At 54.5% G+C, this 17928-nt stretch carries 11 protein-coding genes; 9 read left to right on the plus strand and 2 right to left on the minus strand.

From position 1 onward, the window contains the following. Nucleotides 1-79 precede the first annotated feature (79 nt). The 4 genes from nth to FHT67_RS05935 all read left to right on the plus strand — a co-directional run bounded on the left by nth (nucleotide 80) and on the right by FHT67_RS05935 (nucleotide 7646). Nucleotides 80-781 carry an endonuclease III gene (gene nth, locus FHT67_RS05920; protein ID WP_132304825.1) on the plus strand — a complete coding sequence of 234 codons (702 nt, stop codon included), beginning with the start codon at nucleotides 80-82 and terminating at the stop codon, nucleotides 779-781. Nucleotides 782-786: 5 nt separating this feature from the next. Further along, the gene (locus FHT67_RS05925; protein ID WP_127494012.1) at nucleotides 787-1056 is read left to right on the plus strand and encodes an NAD/NADP transhydrogenase alpha subunit; all 270 of its coding nucleotides are present in this window, start codon (nucleotides 787-789) and stop codon (nucleotides 1054-1056) included. A gap of 6 nt (nucleotides 1057-1062) precedes the next feature. After that, nucleotides 1063-4722 (plus strand): dynamin family protein, encoded by a 3660-nt coding sequence (locus FHT67_RS05930; protein ID WP_243866907.1) that lies wholly within the window; start codon nucleotides 1063-1065, stop codon nucleotides 4720-4722. 356 nt (nucleotides 4723-5078) lie between these two features. Next, on the plus strand, nucleotides 5079-7646 hold the full coding sequence (locus tag FHT67_RS05935) for a rhamnogalacturonan lyase (RefSeq protein ID WP_167196354.1): 2568 nt from the start codon (nucleotides 5079-5081) through the stop codon (nucleotides 7644-7646). A gap of 37 nt (nucleotides 7647-7683) precedes the next feature. On the opposite strand, the gene FHT67_RS05940 is transcribed toward FHT67_RS05935, so the two are convergent. Beyond that, on the minus strand, nucleotides 7684-8190 hold the full coding sequence (locus FHT67_RS05940) for a hypothetical protein (protein WP_167196356.1): 507 nt from the start codon (nucleotides 8188-8190) through the stop codon (nucleotides 7684-7686). Between the two features lie 345 nt (nucleotides 8191-8535). On the opposite strand from FHT67_RS05940, the gene FHT67_RS05945 reads away from it, so the two are divergent. Next, the gene (locus FHT67_RS05945; protein WP_132304833.1) at nucleotides 8536-9543 is read left to right on the plus strand and encodes a quinone oxidoreductase family protein; all 1008 of its coding nucleotides are present in this window, start codon (nucleotides 8536-8538) and stop codon (nucleotides 9541-9543) included. On the opposite strand, the gene FHT67_RS05950 is transcribed toward FHT67_RS05945, so the two are convergent. After that, on the minus strand, nucleotides 9540-10367 hold the full coding sequence (locus FHT67_RS05950) for a helix-turn-helix transcriptional regulator (protein ID WP_165930586.1): 828 nt from the start codon (nucleotides 10365-10367) through the stop codon (nucleotides 9540-9542). The two genes, FHT67_RS05945 and FHT67_RS05950, sit on opposite strands and share 4 nt — an antisense overlap. 378 nt (nucleotides 10368-10745) lie before the next feature. On the opposite strand from FHT67_RS05950, the gene FHT67_RS05955 reads away from it, so the two are divergent. The 4 genes from FHT67_RS05955 (at nucleotide 10746) to parE (ending at nucleotide 17924) form a co-directional block, all read left to right on the plus strand. Continuing rightward, nucleotides 10746-12530: an ABC transporter ATP-binding protein gene (locus FHT67_RS05955; protein WP_132304837.1), complete on the plus strand. Its 1785-nt coding sequence runs from the start codon at nucleotides 10746-10748 to the stop codon at nucleotides 12528-12530. Next, the gene (locus FHT67_RS05960; protein WP_132304839.1) at nucleotides 12527-14374 is read left to right on the plus strand and encodes an ABC transporter ATP-binding protein; all 1848 of its coding nucleotides are present in this window, start codon (nucleotides 12527-12529) and stop codon (nucleotides 14372-14374) included. Before FHT67_RS05955 ends, FHT67_RS05960 begins: the two co-directional genes overlap by 4 nt. Before the next feature lie 115 nt (nucleotides 14375-14489). Further along, nucleotides 14490-15668 (plus strand): formate-dependent phosphoribosylglycinamide formyltransferase, encoded by a 1179-nt coding sequence (gene purT / locus FHT67_RS05965; protein ID WP_132304841.1) that lies wholly within the window; start codon nucleotides 14490-14492, stop codon nucleotides 15666-15668. A 285-nt stretch (nucleotides 15669-15953) separates the two neighbouring features. Continuing rightward, on the plus strand, nucleotides 15954-17924 hold the full coding sequence (gene parE / locus FHT67_RS05970; RefSeq protein WP_132304843.1) for a DNA topoisomerase IV subunit B: 1971 nt from the start codon (nucleotides 15954-15956) through the stop codon (nucleotides 17922-17924). Nucleotides 17925-17928: the final 4 nt, after the last annotated feature.

Genomic DNA, 17928 nt, shown 5'->3' on the forward strand with positions numbered 1-17928 from the left:
TTACGGCCGAATAAGGTTGCTTCTCGTGACAAATTTCGCTACACTTTGAACGATAGTGTTTGGGATTAGGAGAGAGACGATGAATGCGAAGCAGAAGATGCGACATATATTGGATACGTTGGCGGAGATGTTCCCGGATGCGCATTGTGAATTGCATCACAGCAACCCGTTCGAACTGACCATTGCCGTCCTGCTGTCGGCGCAATGTACGGATGAGACGGTGAACAAAGTCACTGTCAATCTGTTTCAGAAATACAAACGGCCGGAGGATTATTTGGCTGTGCCGTTGGAAGAGCTGGAGCAGGATATTCGCCGTATCGGACTATTCCGCAGTAAGGCATCTAATATTCAAAAGCTATGCCGCATCCTAATCGATAAATACGAAGGGGAAGTTCCCGAGAGGCATGAGCAGCTGACGGAACTGCCCGGCGTTGGGCGAAAGACAGCCAATGTTGTTGTCTCGAACGCGTTTGGCGTACCCGCAATCGCCGTAGATACGCATGTGGAGCGGGTATCGAAACGGCTTGGCGTGGCTAAGCTGGATGATACCGTGCTGGAAGTTGAAAAGAAGCTGATGAAGCTTGTGCCCCGCGAGGAATGGACGCTCACCCATCACCGGCTTATTTTTTTCGGCCGCTATCATTGCAAAGCACAAAACCCGCAATGTCCGATATGCCCGCTGCTGGATCTGTGCAAGGAAGGCAAACAGCGCATGAAGCCGGGTGGACAAACGAAAACTAAAATCAAGGCAACTAAACCGAAAAAAGCCAGTGAAGGATGATGACGATGAAATGCATTTCCGTGTATACAAACAATTTTGAACTGTTCTCCGATATTTTTGAACAGGTCCTCGAAGCACCTCCGCAAGAGAACGAGGATATTCTGGTAGAAGGCGTTACCGTAAGCGGCTCAGGCGATGTGCCGGATCAGTACATCGAGCGTATGCGCCAAAAGCCTGAAGTCGTTGTTATGAAGGAAAAAGAGCGCAACATTATGATTTTGCAGCACGGCAACGTATTCGAAATCTGCCTGCCTGCGGAAGAGGAAGCTGTATAGACCATGATGGAAACGACAGTACGAAGCATGACAGAAGCACTGTCCCTTGCCGCTGAGGAAATGCAGTCGGCGGGCGACAGTCTGCACGCAAAGCAAGTACTGGAGTTGAACAGTAAGCTGGCCGAAGGCCGGCTTACTGTTGCATTTTGCGGACATTTTTCGGCCGGCAAATCAACTCTGGTCAACCGATTATGCGGAGCACAGCTGCTTCCGTCCAGCCCGATACCTACGAGCGCGAACGTCGTAGCCATTCGCGGCGGCGAGACGGCAAAGGCAAGCGTCGTAAGCGTGAAGAACGGAGAGCGCGTCAGCGTGGATATTCCGCTCGAGCAGCTGGACGCGTATTGCAAAGACGGCGAGAACATCGAATCCGTATCCATTTATTATCCTACCGGCCGCCTTGGCGACCATACGGTGCTTCTTGATACTCCCGGTATTGATTCCACGGATGACGCTCACAGAATGTCGACCGAATCTGCCCTTCATTTGGCGGATGTCGTTTTTTATGTCATGGATTATAACCATGTCCAATCCGAGATTAACTTTGCGTTTGCGAAGCAATTGAAGGACTGGGGCAAGCCCTTATACTTTATCGTAAATCAAATTGATAAGCACCGTGACCGTGAATTATCATTCGAGCAATACCGGAAGAGCGTGGAAGAAGCGTTTCAAGCTTGGCACCTGGAGCCGGCGGGAATCGTTTATTTGTCGTTGCGGCAGCCGGATCATCCTCATCAGGAATGGGAGCAGCTCGAGCTTTTGCTGTCCCAGTTGGCAGCGGAGAGAGTGCCCCTTGCGGCTTACAGCGTAGATGCGTCCTTGCATCATCTGGTGGCCGAGCACAAAAAATGGTGGGACCTGCGGGATGAACCGGAGCGTGAACGCCTGATTGCCGAAGCTGGAGGCGAGGAAGCGGCAGCCAAGGTAAAGGCGGAGATGGCTCAGCTTGAAGCCGAGAAGAACCGTCTTGCGGAGGAGCCGGAGCGCCTTCGCGTTGAGCTCCGCCGCAGCGTCCAGTCGCTTCTGGATAACGCGATCATTACTCCGGCGCCATTGCGGGATAAAGCGCATGTCTTCCTGGAAAGCCGGAAGCCAGGGTTCAAGACCGGCCTGCTGTTTGCCGGCGCGAAAACGGCTGCCGAGCAGGAACGCAGACTGGAGACATTCCGGACGGAATTTGCCTCCCAGGTGAATGCGGCCATTGACTGGCATGTGAAGGACCTGCTGCGCCGTGCGGCTGAGAAGGCCGGCTATCCGGCTGACCGGATGGAGCAGGAGCTGACCTCCGGTTTGTCCTGGCAGCCTGAGCCGAATTGGCTTATCGAGAAAGTAAATACCGGGGCGACCTTCGGCAATGAATATACGATGGTCTACAGCCGCGAGCTTGCCGCGGAAGTGAAGCTCATCTACCGCAAGCACGCGTTCGATATCATCGACGTGCTTGCGCAGCATGTTGCCGCCGCGAGCACAGCCGCGGCGAATGAAGCAGCCGCGCAGCTAGAGGCGCTTGGCGAGCAAGCCGGCGCGCTCGCGCAGCTAGCGGCGCTGGCGCAGCGCGCGTCCGCGCATGCGGCGCAGCTCGCCGCGGCGCTGCCGCCGCGCGCGCCGCGCCCGGCGCTGCCGGCGCCAAGCGCAGCGCACGCGGCTGCGCCGGCGGCAAGCGCCGCTGCTGCGCCAAGCGCCGGCGCGCCAGCGCAGCAGCGCGCGGCCGCTCGCGCAGCGGCGCCGCAGCCGCACGCCGCGCTCGCCGGCGGCGCGGCGCTCGCGCAGCAGCATAGCGCCGCGGCGCGCCTCGAGCGCGCTGCTGCGCTGCTCGCGCCTTACGCGCCGCTGACCGCCAGCGCGGACGCTATGCGCGATAAAGCCAACCGGCTGCGGGACAGCCGGTTCACCATCGCGCTGTTCGGAGCCTTCAGCGCGGGCAAATCCTCGCTCGCGAACGCTTTGCTTGGCGAGCCGGTGCTGCCGGTGTCGCCAAACCCGACAACCGCGGCGATCAACCGCCTCGTGCCGCCAACGGCGGAGCACGAGCATGGCACTGCCCTTGTCGTCATGAAGTCCCATGACGCCATTATCGAAGATTTGCGCTATTCGCTGGCGCTGCTTGGCGAGGACGCATCCGAATCCGCCTTGCCGAATGCATCGGCTATCATGCTTGCCATTGACATGTTGACGCCGGATGCGATCCATGCCGGAGGACGTCCGCATTACAGCTTCCTTCGCGCAGCCCGCAAAGGCTGGGAGGCGCATGAAGCGCTGCTTGGCACCCAAATCTCGGTTTCGCAGGACGAATACGAGAAGTTTGTAGCCGAGGAGTCCCGTTCCTGCTTCGTCAGCGAGATCGAGCTTCATTACGATTGCCCGCTGACGCGTCAAGGGATCGTTCTTGTGGATACGCCGGGAGCAGATTCCGTGAATGCCCGGCATACGGGCGTAGCCTTCAATTACATCAAGAACGCGGACGCAGTCCTGTTCGTCACTTACTATAACCATGCCTTCTCGCAAGCCGACCGTCAGTTCCTGATGCAGCTTGGACGCGTGAAGGATCAATTCGAGCTTGATAAAATGTTCTTCCTCGTCAACGCGGCCGATCTAGCAGCCGATGCGGAGGAGCTTGAAGGCGTGCTTAGCCACGTCGAGACCAACCTGCTTCAGCATGGCATCCGTAATCCGCGCTTATTCCCGGTGTCCAGTCTGCAAGGGCTGGATGCCAAGATGGACGGCAATACGGAGCTGCTTTCCCAATCGGGTATCGGCGCTTTCGAGCAGTCTTTCCTTGGCTTCGTGCAGAACGACCTTGGCAAGCTGGCCGTTGATGCGGCAGAGCAGGAGATTGCAAGAGCCGCTTCCACGGTGGCAGGCTGGCTGAAGAGCGCAGCGGGCGATGCCGCATCCCGCCAGGCGGAGAGCGAACGCCTTGGCAAGCTGTTGATCGAAGCGAACGCATCGATCCGGACCTTCCAGGAAAACGATCCTCCGGCGCAAATGCTTCAAGAGCTGAACGAGCTGCTGTATTACGTCGTGCAGCGTATCCAGCTCCGCTTCGGGGAGTTTTACAATTACGCGTTTAACCCTTCAACGCTGCAGGATGACGGCCGGGATTTGCGCAAAATGATCTGGACCGCATGGCTCGAGCTCCAGCGTCAGGTGCAGACCGAGCTGTCCCAGGAGCTTCAGGCGACAACGCTTCGCTTGGATCGCAAGGTGAACAGCCTGCTCAAGAAGCTGTACGCGAACTTGACCGAGCAGCTGGAATCGCTGATTGCCGGTTACAGCAGCGCAGCTTATACGGCAAAGGATCTTCCTACTCCGGACGCCGTAGCGGAATGGAGAATGTCCGGCGTGGATGCCAAGTGGCTGTGGAGCCGCTTCAAATCTCCTCGTCAATTCTTTGAAGGCGACGGTAAAGCACAGCTTCGCAAAGAGCTGGAAGAGGCCGCTTCTCCCGCCCTGCATGCATGGATGAACGAGCATATCGACAGCTGGTCCGGCTTGTATACCGGCCTGTGGAGACAATGCGCGGAGGAGACTGGCGCTGCCTTAGCCGACGATTTATCCCGTTACGTGCAAGGCATGCAGACTTCCTTGTCTGACGAAGCGGATACCGAGCAGCTTGGCAGACTTCATCAGCAGATTGCGGACCTTCAATCCTCCGCGGACGCTTAACCTTTTCTTGCAATTATCGCGTTTATGCCCGCAACGGCTTTCTGAGCCGTTGCGGGCTTTTTTTTGCATCCAAGTGGTAGTCCAGTGCGGTGAATCTTACGGACTACATCTTCGGAAAGCAATCCTCCGGATGCAGGATACCAGTATGATCATTGCCGGGCTAGTCAAAGAATGCTGCCCATAAAGTCGGTTTTTTGAAAGAAATACACTGTTTTTTGGATGGGAAATGTTCGACCCTCAACTATAATGAAGGGGTGATTTCCAGTATTTATCTGTAATAGGAAGAAAGGAGGGTTATCGAGGCAGCTTCTTTTGTAAGCGCATCCAAAATCTATTTTTTTCGGGAGGAACTAGTAATGGCAAAGCGTGCAACTAGCAAGAAAGCAATTCGAACAATGATGGCTGGCGTTCTCGCCTTATCCCTTACGATGACGGGTTCCGCATGGGCAGCTTCTGCGGAGCAAGGCACGGTCAGCCAACAAGGGGGCAAAGAACGCGTGCAATTAGAATATTTGGACCGGGGACTTGCGGCGGCCACAACTTCGGAAGGGGTGTTTATCAGCTGGAGGCTATTATCCTACGAGGTAACGGGCAGCACGGATAAAGGTTTAACGGGACCGGCATTTAACGTTTACCGGGACGGAGTTCAGATTGCTACCGTTACGGACAGCACCAATTATCTGGATCCGCGGGGAACATCAGCTTCCAAGTATTACGTTTCGGCGGTAACCGGCGGGAAAGAGACCGATCAAAGCGCCGCCGTTCAGCCTTGGGCACAGGCTTATTATGACCTGAAGCTGAACAAGCCCGCGGACGGGGTTACGCCAAAAGGCGAGGCTTACACGTATTCCGCCAACGATATGAGCGTGGGGGACGTAGACGGCGACGGGCGGTACGAGTTTTTCGTCAAGTGGGAGCCTTCCAATTCCAAGGATGTCTCGCAGCGGGGCTATACGGGCAAAACCTATATCGATTGCTACACGTTCGAAGGCAAGCTGCTGTACCGGGTAGACCTTGGCGTTAACATTCGTTCCGGGGCGCATTACACGCAGTTTCTGGTTTACGATTTTGACGGGGACGGCAAGTCGGAAATGATGTTCAAGACCGCCCCGGGAACGAAAGTGCTGAAATACGGAGCAGACGGCAAGGTCGAATCCGAGAAATATATTACCATGCCGAAAGCGGATCTGGATGCCGGCTACAGCAATGAAGACGATTACCGACTCAGCGCGCAAGGCTATTACGATCATGTGGTGAACCTGTTTATGGGCTGGAGCGACCGGGAAGAGGTGAAGAACGGCAGCTGGCCCAAAACGCTGGAGGAAGCTTTCGGCATTGCGCCGAAATACAGCTATCCGCTGTCCCTCGAGGATGCGCGCAGCCTGACGGATTATTTCATGGATGTCTACGCGCCAAGCCGGAGCGTAAACAACAAGCTGCGCGAATTCGAGGGCTTTATCGTGGACGGGCCGGAATACTTGACGGTATTCGAAGGGGAGACCGGCAAAGAGCTGGAGACCATTCCGTTCAAGACGCTTCGTGAGGATGACGGGCTGTTATGGGGCGACTATGCGATGAGCCGGATCGAGCCGGCTAACCGGGTAGACCGGTTCCTCGCTGGCGTTGCTTACCTGGACGGTCAAAATCCGTATGCCGTTTTTGCCAGAGGTTATTACACACGATCGACTCTCGTCTCGTATGGTTGGGACGGCCATCATCTGAAGGAGAACTGGTATGTGGACAGCGGCTGGACACCGATGACGAACCCGTTCAATGACGGGCCGCATGGCCGCGACGGTACGGATCCAGAGTTTGGCACGCTTACTACCCAAGGCGCGCACTCGTTAAGCGCGGCTGACGTAGACGGCGACGGCAAGCAGGAGATCGTATACGGCTCCGCAACGATTGACCACGACGGCAGTCTGCTCTACAGCTCGATGGATGTTATGCCTCCTCAAAGCGCAACGCCCGGCGCGGTGGCAAGACTGGGTCACGGTGATGCCTTGCATGTGACGGACATCGATCCGAACCGTCCGGGTCTTGAAATCTTTATGGTTCACGAAGGCGGAGCTTATGCCCCTTACGGCTATTCGCTGCGTGATGCGAAGACCGGGAAAGTGTTGTATGGCGGATATACCGGCAAGGATACGGGACGAGGCATGATTGGGGATGTGGATGCAGCAAGGCCTGGACTGGAAACATGGGCGGTTGGGCTCTGGAGCGCGGACGGTCAGAAGCTGGGGAATTCAGCGCCGGGAACGAATATGAGCATCAAATGGGCGGGGGACATGACGACGCAAATCGTTAATGGCGCTATCGACGTAACGCCAACCATCGATGACTGGAAGCGGGGAAAACTGCTGACGGCAACCGGTACCTTGACCAACAACTATACGAAGGGCAATCCTTCGCTTGTGGCTGATATTTTCGGAGACTGGCGAGAGGAGCTGCTTGTACGTACAACGGACAGCAGTGCCATCCGAATTTATATGAGTACCGAGCTGACCGACCGGAAGCTGTATACCTTGATGCATGATCCGCAGTACAGAGCCGAGGTTGCCCGTCAAAATACGGCGTATAACCAGCCATCGTATACAAGCTTCTATTTTGCATCGGATACGAACTTTAACAATGTTTCGGTTCCGAATGCATCGCTTCCAGGTCTGTTAAGCAGCCTGCAAACCAAGCTGGAAGGCTATATCGCCGACGGCAGCGTAAAAGGGGCCATTGCCAGCCAGCTGGCCAATTCCCTGGAGCAGGCACAGCAGCAATACGGGAAGGGAGCCCGGGACAAAGCCGCTGATTTTGTAGGCAAATTCCTGTCTCAGCTGGACAAGCGTTCCGGCAAGGATCAAGTATCCGATGCCGCTGTCAAAAATCTGACCTCGCAAGCCAAGCTGCTGCTCTCGCAGTGGTCTAAATAATCGGAATAGAAAAACGGCATCCCGCAAGGGATGCCGTTTAATCATATCCGCCTTCAGCAGCGGGCAAGGCTTTATAGGCGTCTTTTCCCTCCACAAGCTTCTGGATGTAACTCCTCAGCTCAAGCAGATCCTGCGCATCCTTCGTCATGTCGCAATACTCGTTTGTCCATGACAAGGTCTTCGTCTCGCCGTTAACGGTCATTTTCCAGCTGTCGGTGCTGCTTGGCGTCTGCGAGCAGTTACCCTTTTGCGGGAACTGTTTCTCGTCTAGGACGGCAATGTCTTTCATTTTGGCATAAATGGATTGAAGCTCATCGTCGCTGAAAGACAAAGCTGCCGTGGCCGTCCCTTTCGTGACGAGATCCTTTGTGACGGTTCCCGCGTACGTGTTGATTTCGTTTTTATTTACCTCGCCGTATCCGTAGCTGACGGAGAATCGGAAATCCTCCGGCATTTTCTCGGGCATTTGAGTCTTCAGCGTCTCTTTGCCGCATCCCGCGAGAAACGCAAAGGCAACGCTTAAGATGACAAGAATTCGGATCATGCTCTCCCCCCTTAGCAAGGTTAACGCTTGAAGGCGGGAAATTGTTGCTATTGTTTCTCTTCAAAATATCATGACCGTTTTTCTTGTTGCTTTTTCTGTTATAAGTCAAGAAAAAAACGTTTAATATGCTCTGCGACTTTTACCGGTTCGTAACGGTTCCCGGGCGACAGGTGTTCCGATTCGGGAATTTCAAGCTTACTGGAATTCGGAATCGCATCGCTTCAGTTCCTTGCTGCTTATGTTCGGCGATGCCTGTTACTGCGGGTACCTGTATAACCGCCAACTGGCTGACTTCCTTTGTTTTTTTCATAATGGAAGAGAACTCAAGCACAAGGAGGCGCTAATATGCGTGCATTAATGATTCCGCGGTTTGGCGATGCTGAAGTATTGACCATGACCCATTTGAAGGCTCCCGTGCCGGGACCTGAAGAAGTGACGATAGATGTAGCTTATGCAGGGGTTAACTATGCGGAGGTGCTGTTCCGAAAAGGCGGCGTGCCGAATTTGCCTCTTCCATTCGTACCGGGAATCGAAGTCTCGGGCACGATTCGGGAGATAGGGGAGAAGGTAACGGGCTTCCGTCCCGGTCAGCAGGTTGCAGCCTTAACGATTGTTGGCGGCGGCGGTTACGCGGAGGTTGTCAAAGTGCCGGCAGAGCTGGTATTCCCGCTTGGTGAAGCGGGTGGCCAAGTCAGCATGGAGAGCGCGGCTGCTTTCCCGTCGAATGTAACGACGGCATACATGATCCTTACCCAGGTGGCCCGCGTGCGGCATGGCGAGACGGTGCTTGTCCACGCGGCTGCGGGAGGCGTTGGCAGCGCAATCGGGCAGGTCGCAAAGGCGCTTGGGGCCGGATTTGTTATCGGAACGGTGGGAAGCGCCGATAAGTTGGATTATGCGAAAGGCCTAGGTTATGACGAGGTTTATCTGAGGGAGAATTTCGAGGCGTTGGTGTCGGAGAGGACGGGCGGACAGGGTGTAGACGTTGTGGTTGATCCGGTTGGCGGGCTGATGAGGGAAGCTTCGATGCGACTGCTTAAGCCGCTCGGAAAATTAATCGCAATGGGGAATGCCAGCGACGCGGAAGATGTAAGGCAATCCCTGAACGAATTATGGTTTGCAAGCAAAACCGTATCCGGCTTTAACCTGCAGCTGTTGAGTATGACGGCGCCGCAGCTGGTTGCCGAATCCGCGCGGAAGGCCCTGGCTTTGGTGGCGGGCGGGAAGGTGAAAGTAGATGTAACAGGCGTTCTGCCGCTGCACGAAGCCGGAGAAGCCCATAGACTAATCGAAGATAGAAAATCTACGGGCAAATTGGTTTTGGAAGTGGGATCCCGGCAATCGAATCGCTAGCCGTCTAGCAGCAGCTGCATTTTTTCTTGCGTACCGGTTCCTTCCGTTGGCATGTATACGCAGCAATGCGTGCTGCTGTCCCCGTTGATTTGGGAGAAGGTATTGATATTGAAGGTGAGCAGCCCGGCTTCCGGATGAAGCAGACGAATGGTCTTAATGGTCTTATCCATAATGTCGTGCGTTGACCATAGCTCGAGAAATTCCGGGCTTGCCGCCGTCAGCCGGTCAATCAGCTTGCGGAAGGTCAGGTCGTTTAAGTTTTTTTCGTAGCGTCCGCGAAGCACGCCGGCCGTATATTGGGCGTATTCCTCCCAATCCGGCATGGAACGGCGCAAGTTCTGATCCGTGAACGTCAGCCAGGCCATGCAGCGTTCGTCGGCGGGAACCGAAGGGAAGTCGAAAATGATCCGGCAGGCGGCATTGTTCCAGCTTAGAACCTCCGTGCGTTCAGTCGCGACGAAAGCAGGGTAGGGCAGCTGAGCGATGAGCTTTTCGATATCCGGAGACAGCTGTTTCATGGCTGTAATAGCATTCGGAAGCTCCAGGTTTGCCAGGTGAAGCATATGCAGATGCTCATTCTTGCTTAGCTTCAGTGCCTGGGCGACGTTGTCCAGCACTTGTCTCGACGGGGTGGAAGCCCGCCCTTGCTCGAGCCAGGTATACCAGGTTGTGCTGACATGGGCAAGCTGAGCGACCTCTTCGCGGCGGAGACCGGGCGTTCTTCGTTTGCCGTAACCCGAAGGGAGACCGGCTTCGGAAGGCTTCATTTTCTCCCTGCGCGATTTCAGAAATTGTCCGAGCAGAACGGCTTTTTGTTTATCCATTTGGCATGCTCCTCGTTCCTTTATATCCCTCATTATACTCGGGGATGCAGCTGGAACAAGAGTTAACTATCGGTCTGTTGCACCCTTAACGATGCCGCGTCCTTTCCTTGGGAAGGGCGCTTCTTCCGTTTTAAAAAAATCTTTTCTTTGGCCCTTTTACATATCTCTGTGTGCTTCTGTGCAAAAATGGAGGAATTGCCACACATCCGGGATGATTATGGATTATTTAGGAGGATACCCCGTTAATCTTTCCCGATTCGCCATAATCGGCTGTTTCAGCTAAATATACGTGATTATCTACTGTTTGCGCGGGTCTCGCCGTTACTGCTAATATTCATTGCATAATTATACAAATAAAGAACGGGGAGATGGATTTACTTGGACGTCTTTAGGCAATTGAAACGGTTTTATTGGGTTGAGCGAAGGTACCTGCTGTCATCCATTATTTGTTTGATGTTTGCGACCGCCCTTGGCCTGGTGTACCCGAATTTGCTGCGCTACTTGATTGACGATGTGATCAAGCCGAAAGACTTCGACAAAGTGCCGATGCTAGCTCTTTCCGTCGTAGGGGTCGTTACCTTGAAGGGCTTCATGCAGTTCCTGCACGGATTTTTTGGCGGGAGGCTTGGCAACCGGGTGGTCTTCCGCATGCGCAACGCCTGTTACGACAAACTTCAAACGCTTTCATTCCAATATTACGATAAAGCGAAAACAGGCGATTTGATGTCCAGATTAACGGCCGACCTTGAAGCAATCCGCCAGTTTATCGGCTTTGGCTTCGCGCAGATTCTGAACGTGGCGCTGATGATTTTGTTCGGCGGGGCGATGATGATGTCGATTGACTGGAAGCTGACGCTGATCACGCTTGTCACGATTCCGTTTCTTGCCTTCACGGCGATCCGCTTCGAGAGCCGGATTCATCCGGCCTTCCGCGAGATGCGTAAAGCGATGAGCAATCTGACTACGGCGGTGCAGGAGAACATTACGGGCGTGCGGACGGTCAAATCCTTTGCCCGCGAGCCTCATGAGGTAGATAAATTTTCGAAGCGCAACGAGCAATACCAGGCAAACCAGATTGGAGCCTCTTCGATTTGGGCGAAGTTTTTCCCGTCGATGGAGCTTCTCGCCAACTTGAGCGTCGTCATCCTGCTCTTGGCGGGCGGCACGATGGTGATCCGCGGTACCTTAACGCTCGGCGAGCTTGTTGCCTTTTTCAGCTTGATTTGGTACATCATCGGTCCAATGTGGGGGATCGGCTTCCATATCAATAACTATACCCAGTCCAAAGCTTCCGGCGAGCGGATTATGGAGCTGCTTAATACGCATGTCCATGTCCAAAGCATCGAAAACGCCGTTGAAGTGGATAAAGAGGTGGTAAGAGGCCATGTCCGCTTTGAGAACGTGACCTTCAATTATCCGGACAAAACGCCTGCGGTCACGAACATTAACATTGACGCGCCGGCGGGCAAGGTGGTTGGTCTGCTTGGGGCGACGGGCTCGGGCAAATCCACCATTATTCAGCTCATGATGAGAGCATATAACGTGAAAACGGGCCGGGTTACCCTTGATGGTATCGATATTCAGAATCTCGATGTCCAAAGCCTGCGCAGCCAGATAGCGCCGGTATTCCAGGAGACCTTCCTGTTCTCGGCATCGATCCGCACCAACATTGCCTACGGGGAAAAAAATGTAACCGACGAACAAATTATCCGCGCAGCCAAGCTTGCGAAAGCCCATGATTTCATTATGGAGCTCCCGCTTGGTTATGAAACAATCGTAGGGGAGAGAGGGATGGGCTTATCCGGCGGCCAGAAGCAGCGTATCGCCATAGCCCGCGCACTGATCCGCAATCCCCGCATTCTTATTCTCGACGATGCGACCAGCGCCGTCGATATGGAGACGGAACACGAGATCCAGGCCGGCTTCAAAGAGCTGATGGCCGGTCGGACTACGTTTATTATTGCGCACCGGATCTCGTCGCTCCGACATGCCGACGAAATTATCGTATTGGACAAAGGACATATCGTGCAGCGCGGTACGCATGACGAGCTGGTTGCCCAGCATGGCCCGTACCGCGAGACTTATAATATTCAATATGCCGATCGGCCGCTTGCGAACCTCGATTCTTCGGTACCGGAGCGGAAAAGGAGCGTTGTTCAATGAGCAGTTCGAATAAGGAACTGAAGGATAGGATCAAGAATGCAAGCGAGAAGAAGGAACGGTTTATTTACCAGGATGACGATGCGATCGAAAAACCGTTCAACTGGGCGCAGATGCGGCGCTTGTTCATCTATATGAAGCCGTATACGCGCCAGCTGATTCCGGTTATCGTCGCCATGATTATCGGCACGGCCACCAGGCTCACCGTTCCGGCCTTAACCATTGTGGCGATTGACCAGGCTATTCAGCCGGAAAACGGCCATACGAGCTACGGCAAGCTTTATCTGGTTGCAGGCATTATGGTGGCTCTGTTTATTATCCAGTGGGCCTCGAACCAGTATCGGATCAAGTATACGAACATTATCGGGCAGAAGGTTATTTACGACCTCCGCCATCACCTATTCCAGCATATTCAGAAGCTGTCGTTCCGTTTCTACGACAAGCGTCCCGCGGGCTCCGTGCTTGTGCGGGTAACCAACGACGTTAACGCCCTGCAGGATTTGTTCACGAACGGCGTCGTCAACTCGCTCATGGACTGCGTGCAGCTCCTGGGTATCGTAATCATTCTGCTGATCTGGAACTTTAAGCTTGGTCTTGCCGTGATGATTACGGTTCCGATCATGTTCCTTGTTTCGTCCACGCTCCGCAAGCGGATCCGTTTCGCTTGGCAGGACGTGCGCAAGAAGCAGTCGCGGATCAACTCCCACTTGAACGAAAGCATTCAAGGGATGAAGATTACGCAGGCTTACGTGCAGGAAAAAGAAAACATGCGCTTCTTCGATAATATGAATGCCGTTAACGTAAGGGCTTGGAATAAGGCATCCGCGCTTAACCAGACGTTCGGCCCGGTTATTGAAGTAACTTCGGCGATCGGCACGTTTATTTTGTTCTGGTACGGCGCTTATCTGATTGAGCATCAGGAAATTACCGTTGGTCTGCTCGTTGGCTTTGCCAACTATGTCGGCAACTTCTGGGATCCGATTAACCGTCTCGGCCAGGTGTATAACCAGCTGCTTGTCGCGATGGCTTCGTCCGAGCGCATCTTCGAGTTTATCGACGAAGAGCCTACGGTTGGCGAGCTGGAATACGCAAAGCCGCTTGCCAGCATCCGGGGCGACGTGCATTTCGACAATATCGTGTTCGAATACGAGAAAGGGCGGCCCGCGCTGCATGGGATCAGCATTAACGTTAAAGCCGGGCAGTCCATAGCGCTTGTTGGCCATACCGGCTCCGGCAAAAGCACGATCATTAACCTGCTCTGCCGCTTCTACGATCCGGTTTCCGGCGTTGTGCGGATTGACGGACAAGACATTCGCGACATTACGCTTGACAGCCTTCGTTCCCAAGTAGGCCTCGTCATGCAGGATACCTTTATCTTCTCGGGCACGATCCGCGACAATATCCGTTACGGACGCCTGGACGCTACGGACAACGAGATTGTAGAGGCAGCCAAAGCCGTTAACGCGCATGATTTCATCATGTCTCTGCCCGACGGCTACGATACGGAGGTCGAGGAGCGGGGGAACGTACTGTCGATGGGGCAGCGCCAGCTGCTTTCCTTCGCGCGCGCTTTGCTGGCCGATCCGCGCGTGCTTATTCTGGACGAAGCGACGGCAAGCATCGATACCGAGACGGAGCTGAAGATTCAGGAGGCGCTGAAGACGCTGCTGAAGGGACGTACGTCGTTTATGATTGCCCACCGTCTGTCTACGATCCGCAATGCGGACGAAATTATCGTTCTGGACCATGGCAGGATCGTGGAGCAGGGCAACCATGATGCCCTAATCGGGAAAAACGGCGTTTATAACGGACTTATCGAGGCCCAATATCGATTCTTGTCGGCCTAGTATTGATTTTTAGTTAAAGAACCTCCACAATGGAAGAAAATAAACCAGACTTCGGGGAATACAAGGATATTCCGTTCGCTCGTCGCTGGGTTCTTCCGGGAGGTTCTTTTTTATTATGTATGGATCACCATTGACAACGAATGCACGCAAGCTTCTTCTGCTCGGCTCGGGCGAGCTTGGCAAGGAAGTTGCGCTTGAGGCACAGCGCCTTGGCGTAGAGACGATTGCGGTTGACCGCTATGTGAACGCGCCGGCGATGCAGGTTGCCCATCGTTGCCATGTAACGGATATGCTTGACGGTGCCGCAATCAGACGGATTATCGAAGACGAGAAGCCGGACTTTATCGTTCCGGAGATTGAAGCGATTGCTACCGAAACGCTGCTGGAGCTTGAGCAGGAAGGCTTTAATGTTATCCCTACCGCGCGCGCTGCCCGTCTGACGATGGACCGCGAGGGCATTCGCCGTCTGGCGGCCGAGACGCTTGGTCTGCCAACGGCTCCTTATTTGTTCGCGGATTCGCTTGACGAGCTGAAGGCCGCTGTCAAAGAGATTGGTCTGCCATGCGTAATCAAGCCGATTATGAGCTCTTCTGGCAAAGGGCAAAGCGTCTGCAAGACGGAAGCCGACATCGAAGGCTGCTGGAATTATGCCATGGAAGGCGGCCGCGCGAAAAAAGCGCGGATTATCGTGGAAGGCTTTATTACGTTCGAATCCGAAATTACGCTTCTTACGATCCGTTCGGTATCCGGGACAAGCTTCTGCGCGCCAATCGGCCATGTTCAGAAGGATGGGGACTATATCGAGTCCTGGCAGCCCCATCATATGACTCCGGAGCAAGTCAAGCAAGCGGAAGATATTGCACTGCGCATTACGGACGAGCTTGGAGGCTACGGTCTGTACGGGGTAGAGCTGTTTATTACCCAAGGCGGCGTTCTGTTCAGCGAAGTATCTCCTCGTCCGCACGACACGGGCATGGTCACAATGGCGACGCAGGATCTGTCGGAGTTCGCCCTGCATGTTCGAGCCATTCTCGGCTTCCCGATTCCAACGATCCGACTGCTTACGCCGGGGGCAACCCATACGCTGAAGGCGGACAGGGAATCCGCTTCCTTCCGCATCGGCGGCGTTGAACAAGCGCTGGCTCTGCCGAATACGCAGGTGCGCGTCTTTGGCAAGCCGGAGACTAAAGTCGGCCGCCGGATGGCGGTTGCCTTGACCTCGGCTGGCAGCGTTGACGAGGCCCGGGATCTGGCCCGCCAAGCGGCGGAATCACTCCATATTCAGTACGATTGAGCAGACATCTATGCGGCGGCTTCCCTTGTGCGACAACAAGGAGGAGCCGCTCCTTTTTTGACGAGTCATGAATGGAACTTGGCGATAACGAGCATGAATAATTTAGCGTGGGACGCGAATTTATGTTATTCTGTTAATCCATCGAGCGCTTTGGACCGATATTGATAAGGGCACAAACTTCATAACAGTCGTAATACTCGTATCTTTACTAATCGGGATAAGTTGAATTAAAATAGCTTGAAGATATGGAAACGTGAAGCTTCGCAAAATTTAGGAGGCATACCCATGGCAGAGCAAGTAGATCTTTTCGCAAAAACAGCGGCCCCGGAACGGAATTACGAGGCCGATGATATACAAGTGCTCGAAGGCTTGACCGCTGTCAGAAAACGGCCGGGCATGTACATTGGCAGCACGAGCAGCTCCGGCCTTCATCATCTGGTCTGGGAAATCGTCGATAACGCCGTGGACGAGCATTTGGCGAAATTTTGTACGGCGATCGACGTCACGCTGCACAAGAATGGCGCGGTTACCGTGCAGGATAACGGGCGCGGCATTCCGACAGGGATGCACAAGACAGGAATCCCGACGCCGCAGGTTGTTTACACCATTCTGCACGCGGGCGGCAAATTCGGCGGCGGAGGATACAAGAAATCAGGCGGTCTGCACGGCGTAGGCGCGTCGGTAACAAACGCATTGTCCGAGTGGCTTGAGGTGGAAATTTTCCGTGACGGGAAAATACATAAGATGCGCTTCGAATACTGGGTAGACGACAAAGGCAAGGAGCATGTCGGCGAGCCGGTGACAGGGCTTGAGATTACCGGGAACACGAACCGGACGGGCACCAAGGTAACGTTCAAGCCCGACGGCCGCGTCTTCCAGGGCGGCACCTCGCTTAATTACGATACGCTGGCCGAGCGTCTGCAGGAAATTGCGTTCCTGAACTCGGGCCTTAAGGTTACGATCAAGGACGACCGCAGCGGCAAAGAGGATATTTTCCACTACGAAGGCGGCGCCCGCCAGTTCGTGCAATATTTGAACGACGACAAGACCGTTCTCCATGATGTCGTTCATTTCACGGGGGAGAAGGACGAGATTGAAGTGGAGGTTGCCCTTCAGTACAACGACGGTTATACCGAGACGATCGCATCCTTCGTAAACTCCATCCCGACACGCGGCGGAGGTACGCATGAGACCGGTTTCAAAACCGCGTACACGCGGGTGATGAACGAATATGCCCGCAAGGCAGGTCTCCTGAAAGAAAAGGAAAAAAATCTCGAAGGCAATGACCTGCGCGAAGGCATGATGTCGGTCATTAACATCAAGATGTCCGAGGTCGAATTCGTCGGCCAGACGAAGGATCAGCTGGGCAGCGCTTCGGCGCGCAGCGCGGTGGACGCCGTCGTCTCCGATAAAATGCAAGTATTCCTGGAAGAGAATCCGCAGGTCGCGCAAATGCTGCTGAAGAAGGCGGTACAAGCCTCCAAGGCGAGGGAAGCGGCGCGCAAAGCGCGCGAAGAAATCCGCAGCGGCAAGAAAAAGAGCGAAAGCTCCAATCTGAACGGCAAGCTGACGCCTGCGCAATCGAAGGATTTTTCGCGCAACGAGCTGTTTATCGTCGAAGGGGATTCCGCCGGCGGTTCGGCGAAGCAAGGCCGGGACTCGAAGCATCAGGCTATTCTGCCGCTGAAGGGCAAGCCGATGAACCCGGAAAAAGCGAAATTGCTGGATATTCTGAAGAACGAGGAATACAAAGCGATTATAAGCGCGATTGGAGCGGGCGTTGGCCCGGAGTTTGACGCGGATGAATGCAATTACAGCAAAATCATTATTATGACCGACGCGGATACGGACGGCGCGCATATCCAAGTGCTGCTGCTGACGTTCTTCTATCGGTACATGAAACCGCTGATCGACACCGGGCGCGTCTATATCGCTCAGCCGCCTTTATACAAGATCACTCGCAAATCGGGCAAGCTGGAGACGGTCCGGTATGCATGGACGGATGACCAGCTGCAAAATTATTTGAAGGAATTCGGCAAGAACTTTGAGCTTCAGCGCTATAAAGGGCTTGGCGAGATGAATCCCGATCAGCTGTGGGAGACCACGATGGATCCGGAGACGCGGACGCTGCTGCAGGTGCAGATCGAGGATGCGGCAAAAGCGGAACGCCGCGTGTCCGCCCTGATGGGCGACAAGGTTGACCCGCGCAAGCGTTGGATTATTGAGAACGTAGACTTCACAGAATACGTAGAATAGGAGG

This window comes from Paenibacillus sp. BK720 (assembly GCF_011761545.1).
In the GTDB taxonomy this organism is placed as follows: Bacteria; Bacillota; Bacilli; order Paenibacillales; family Paenibacillaceae; genus Pristimantibacillus.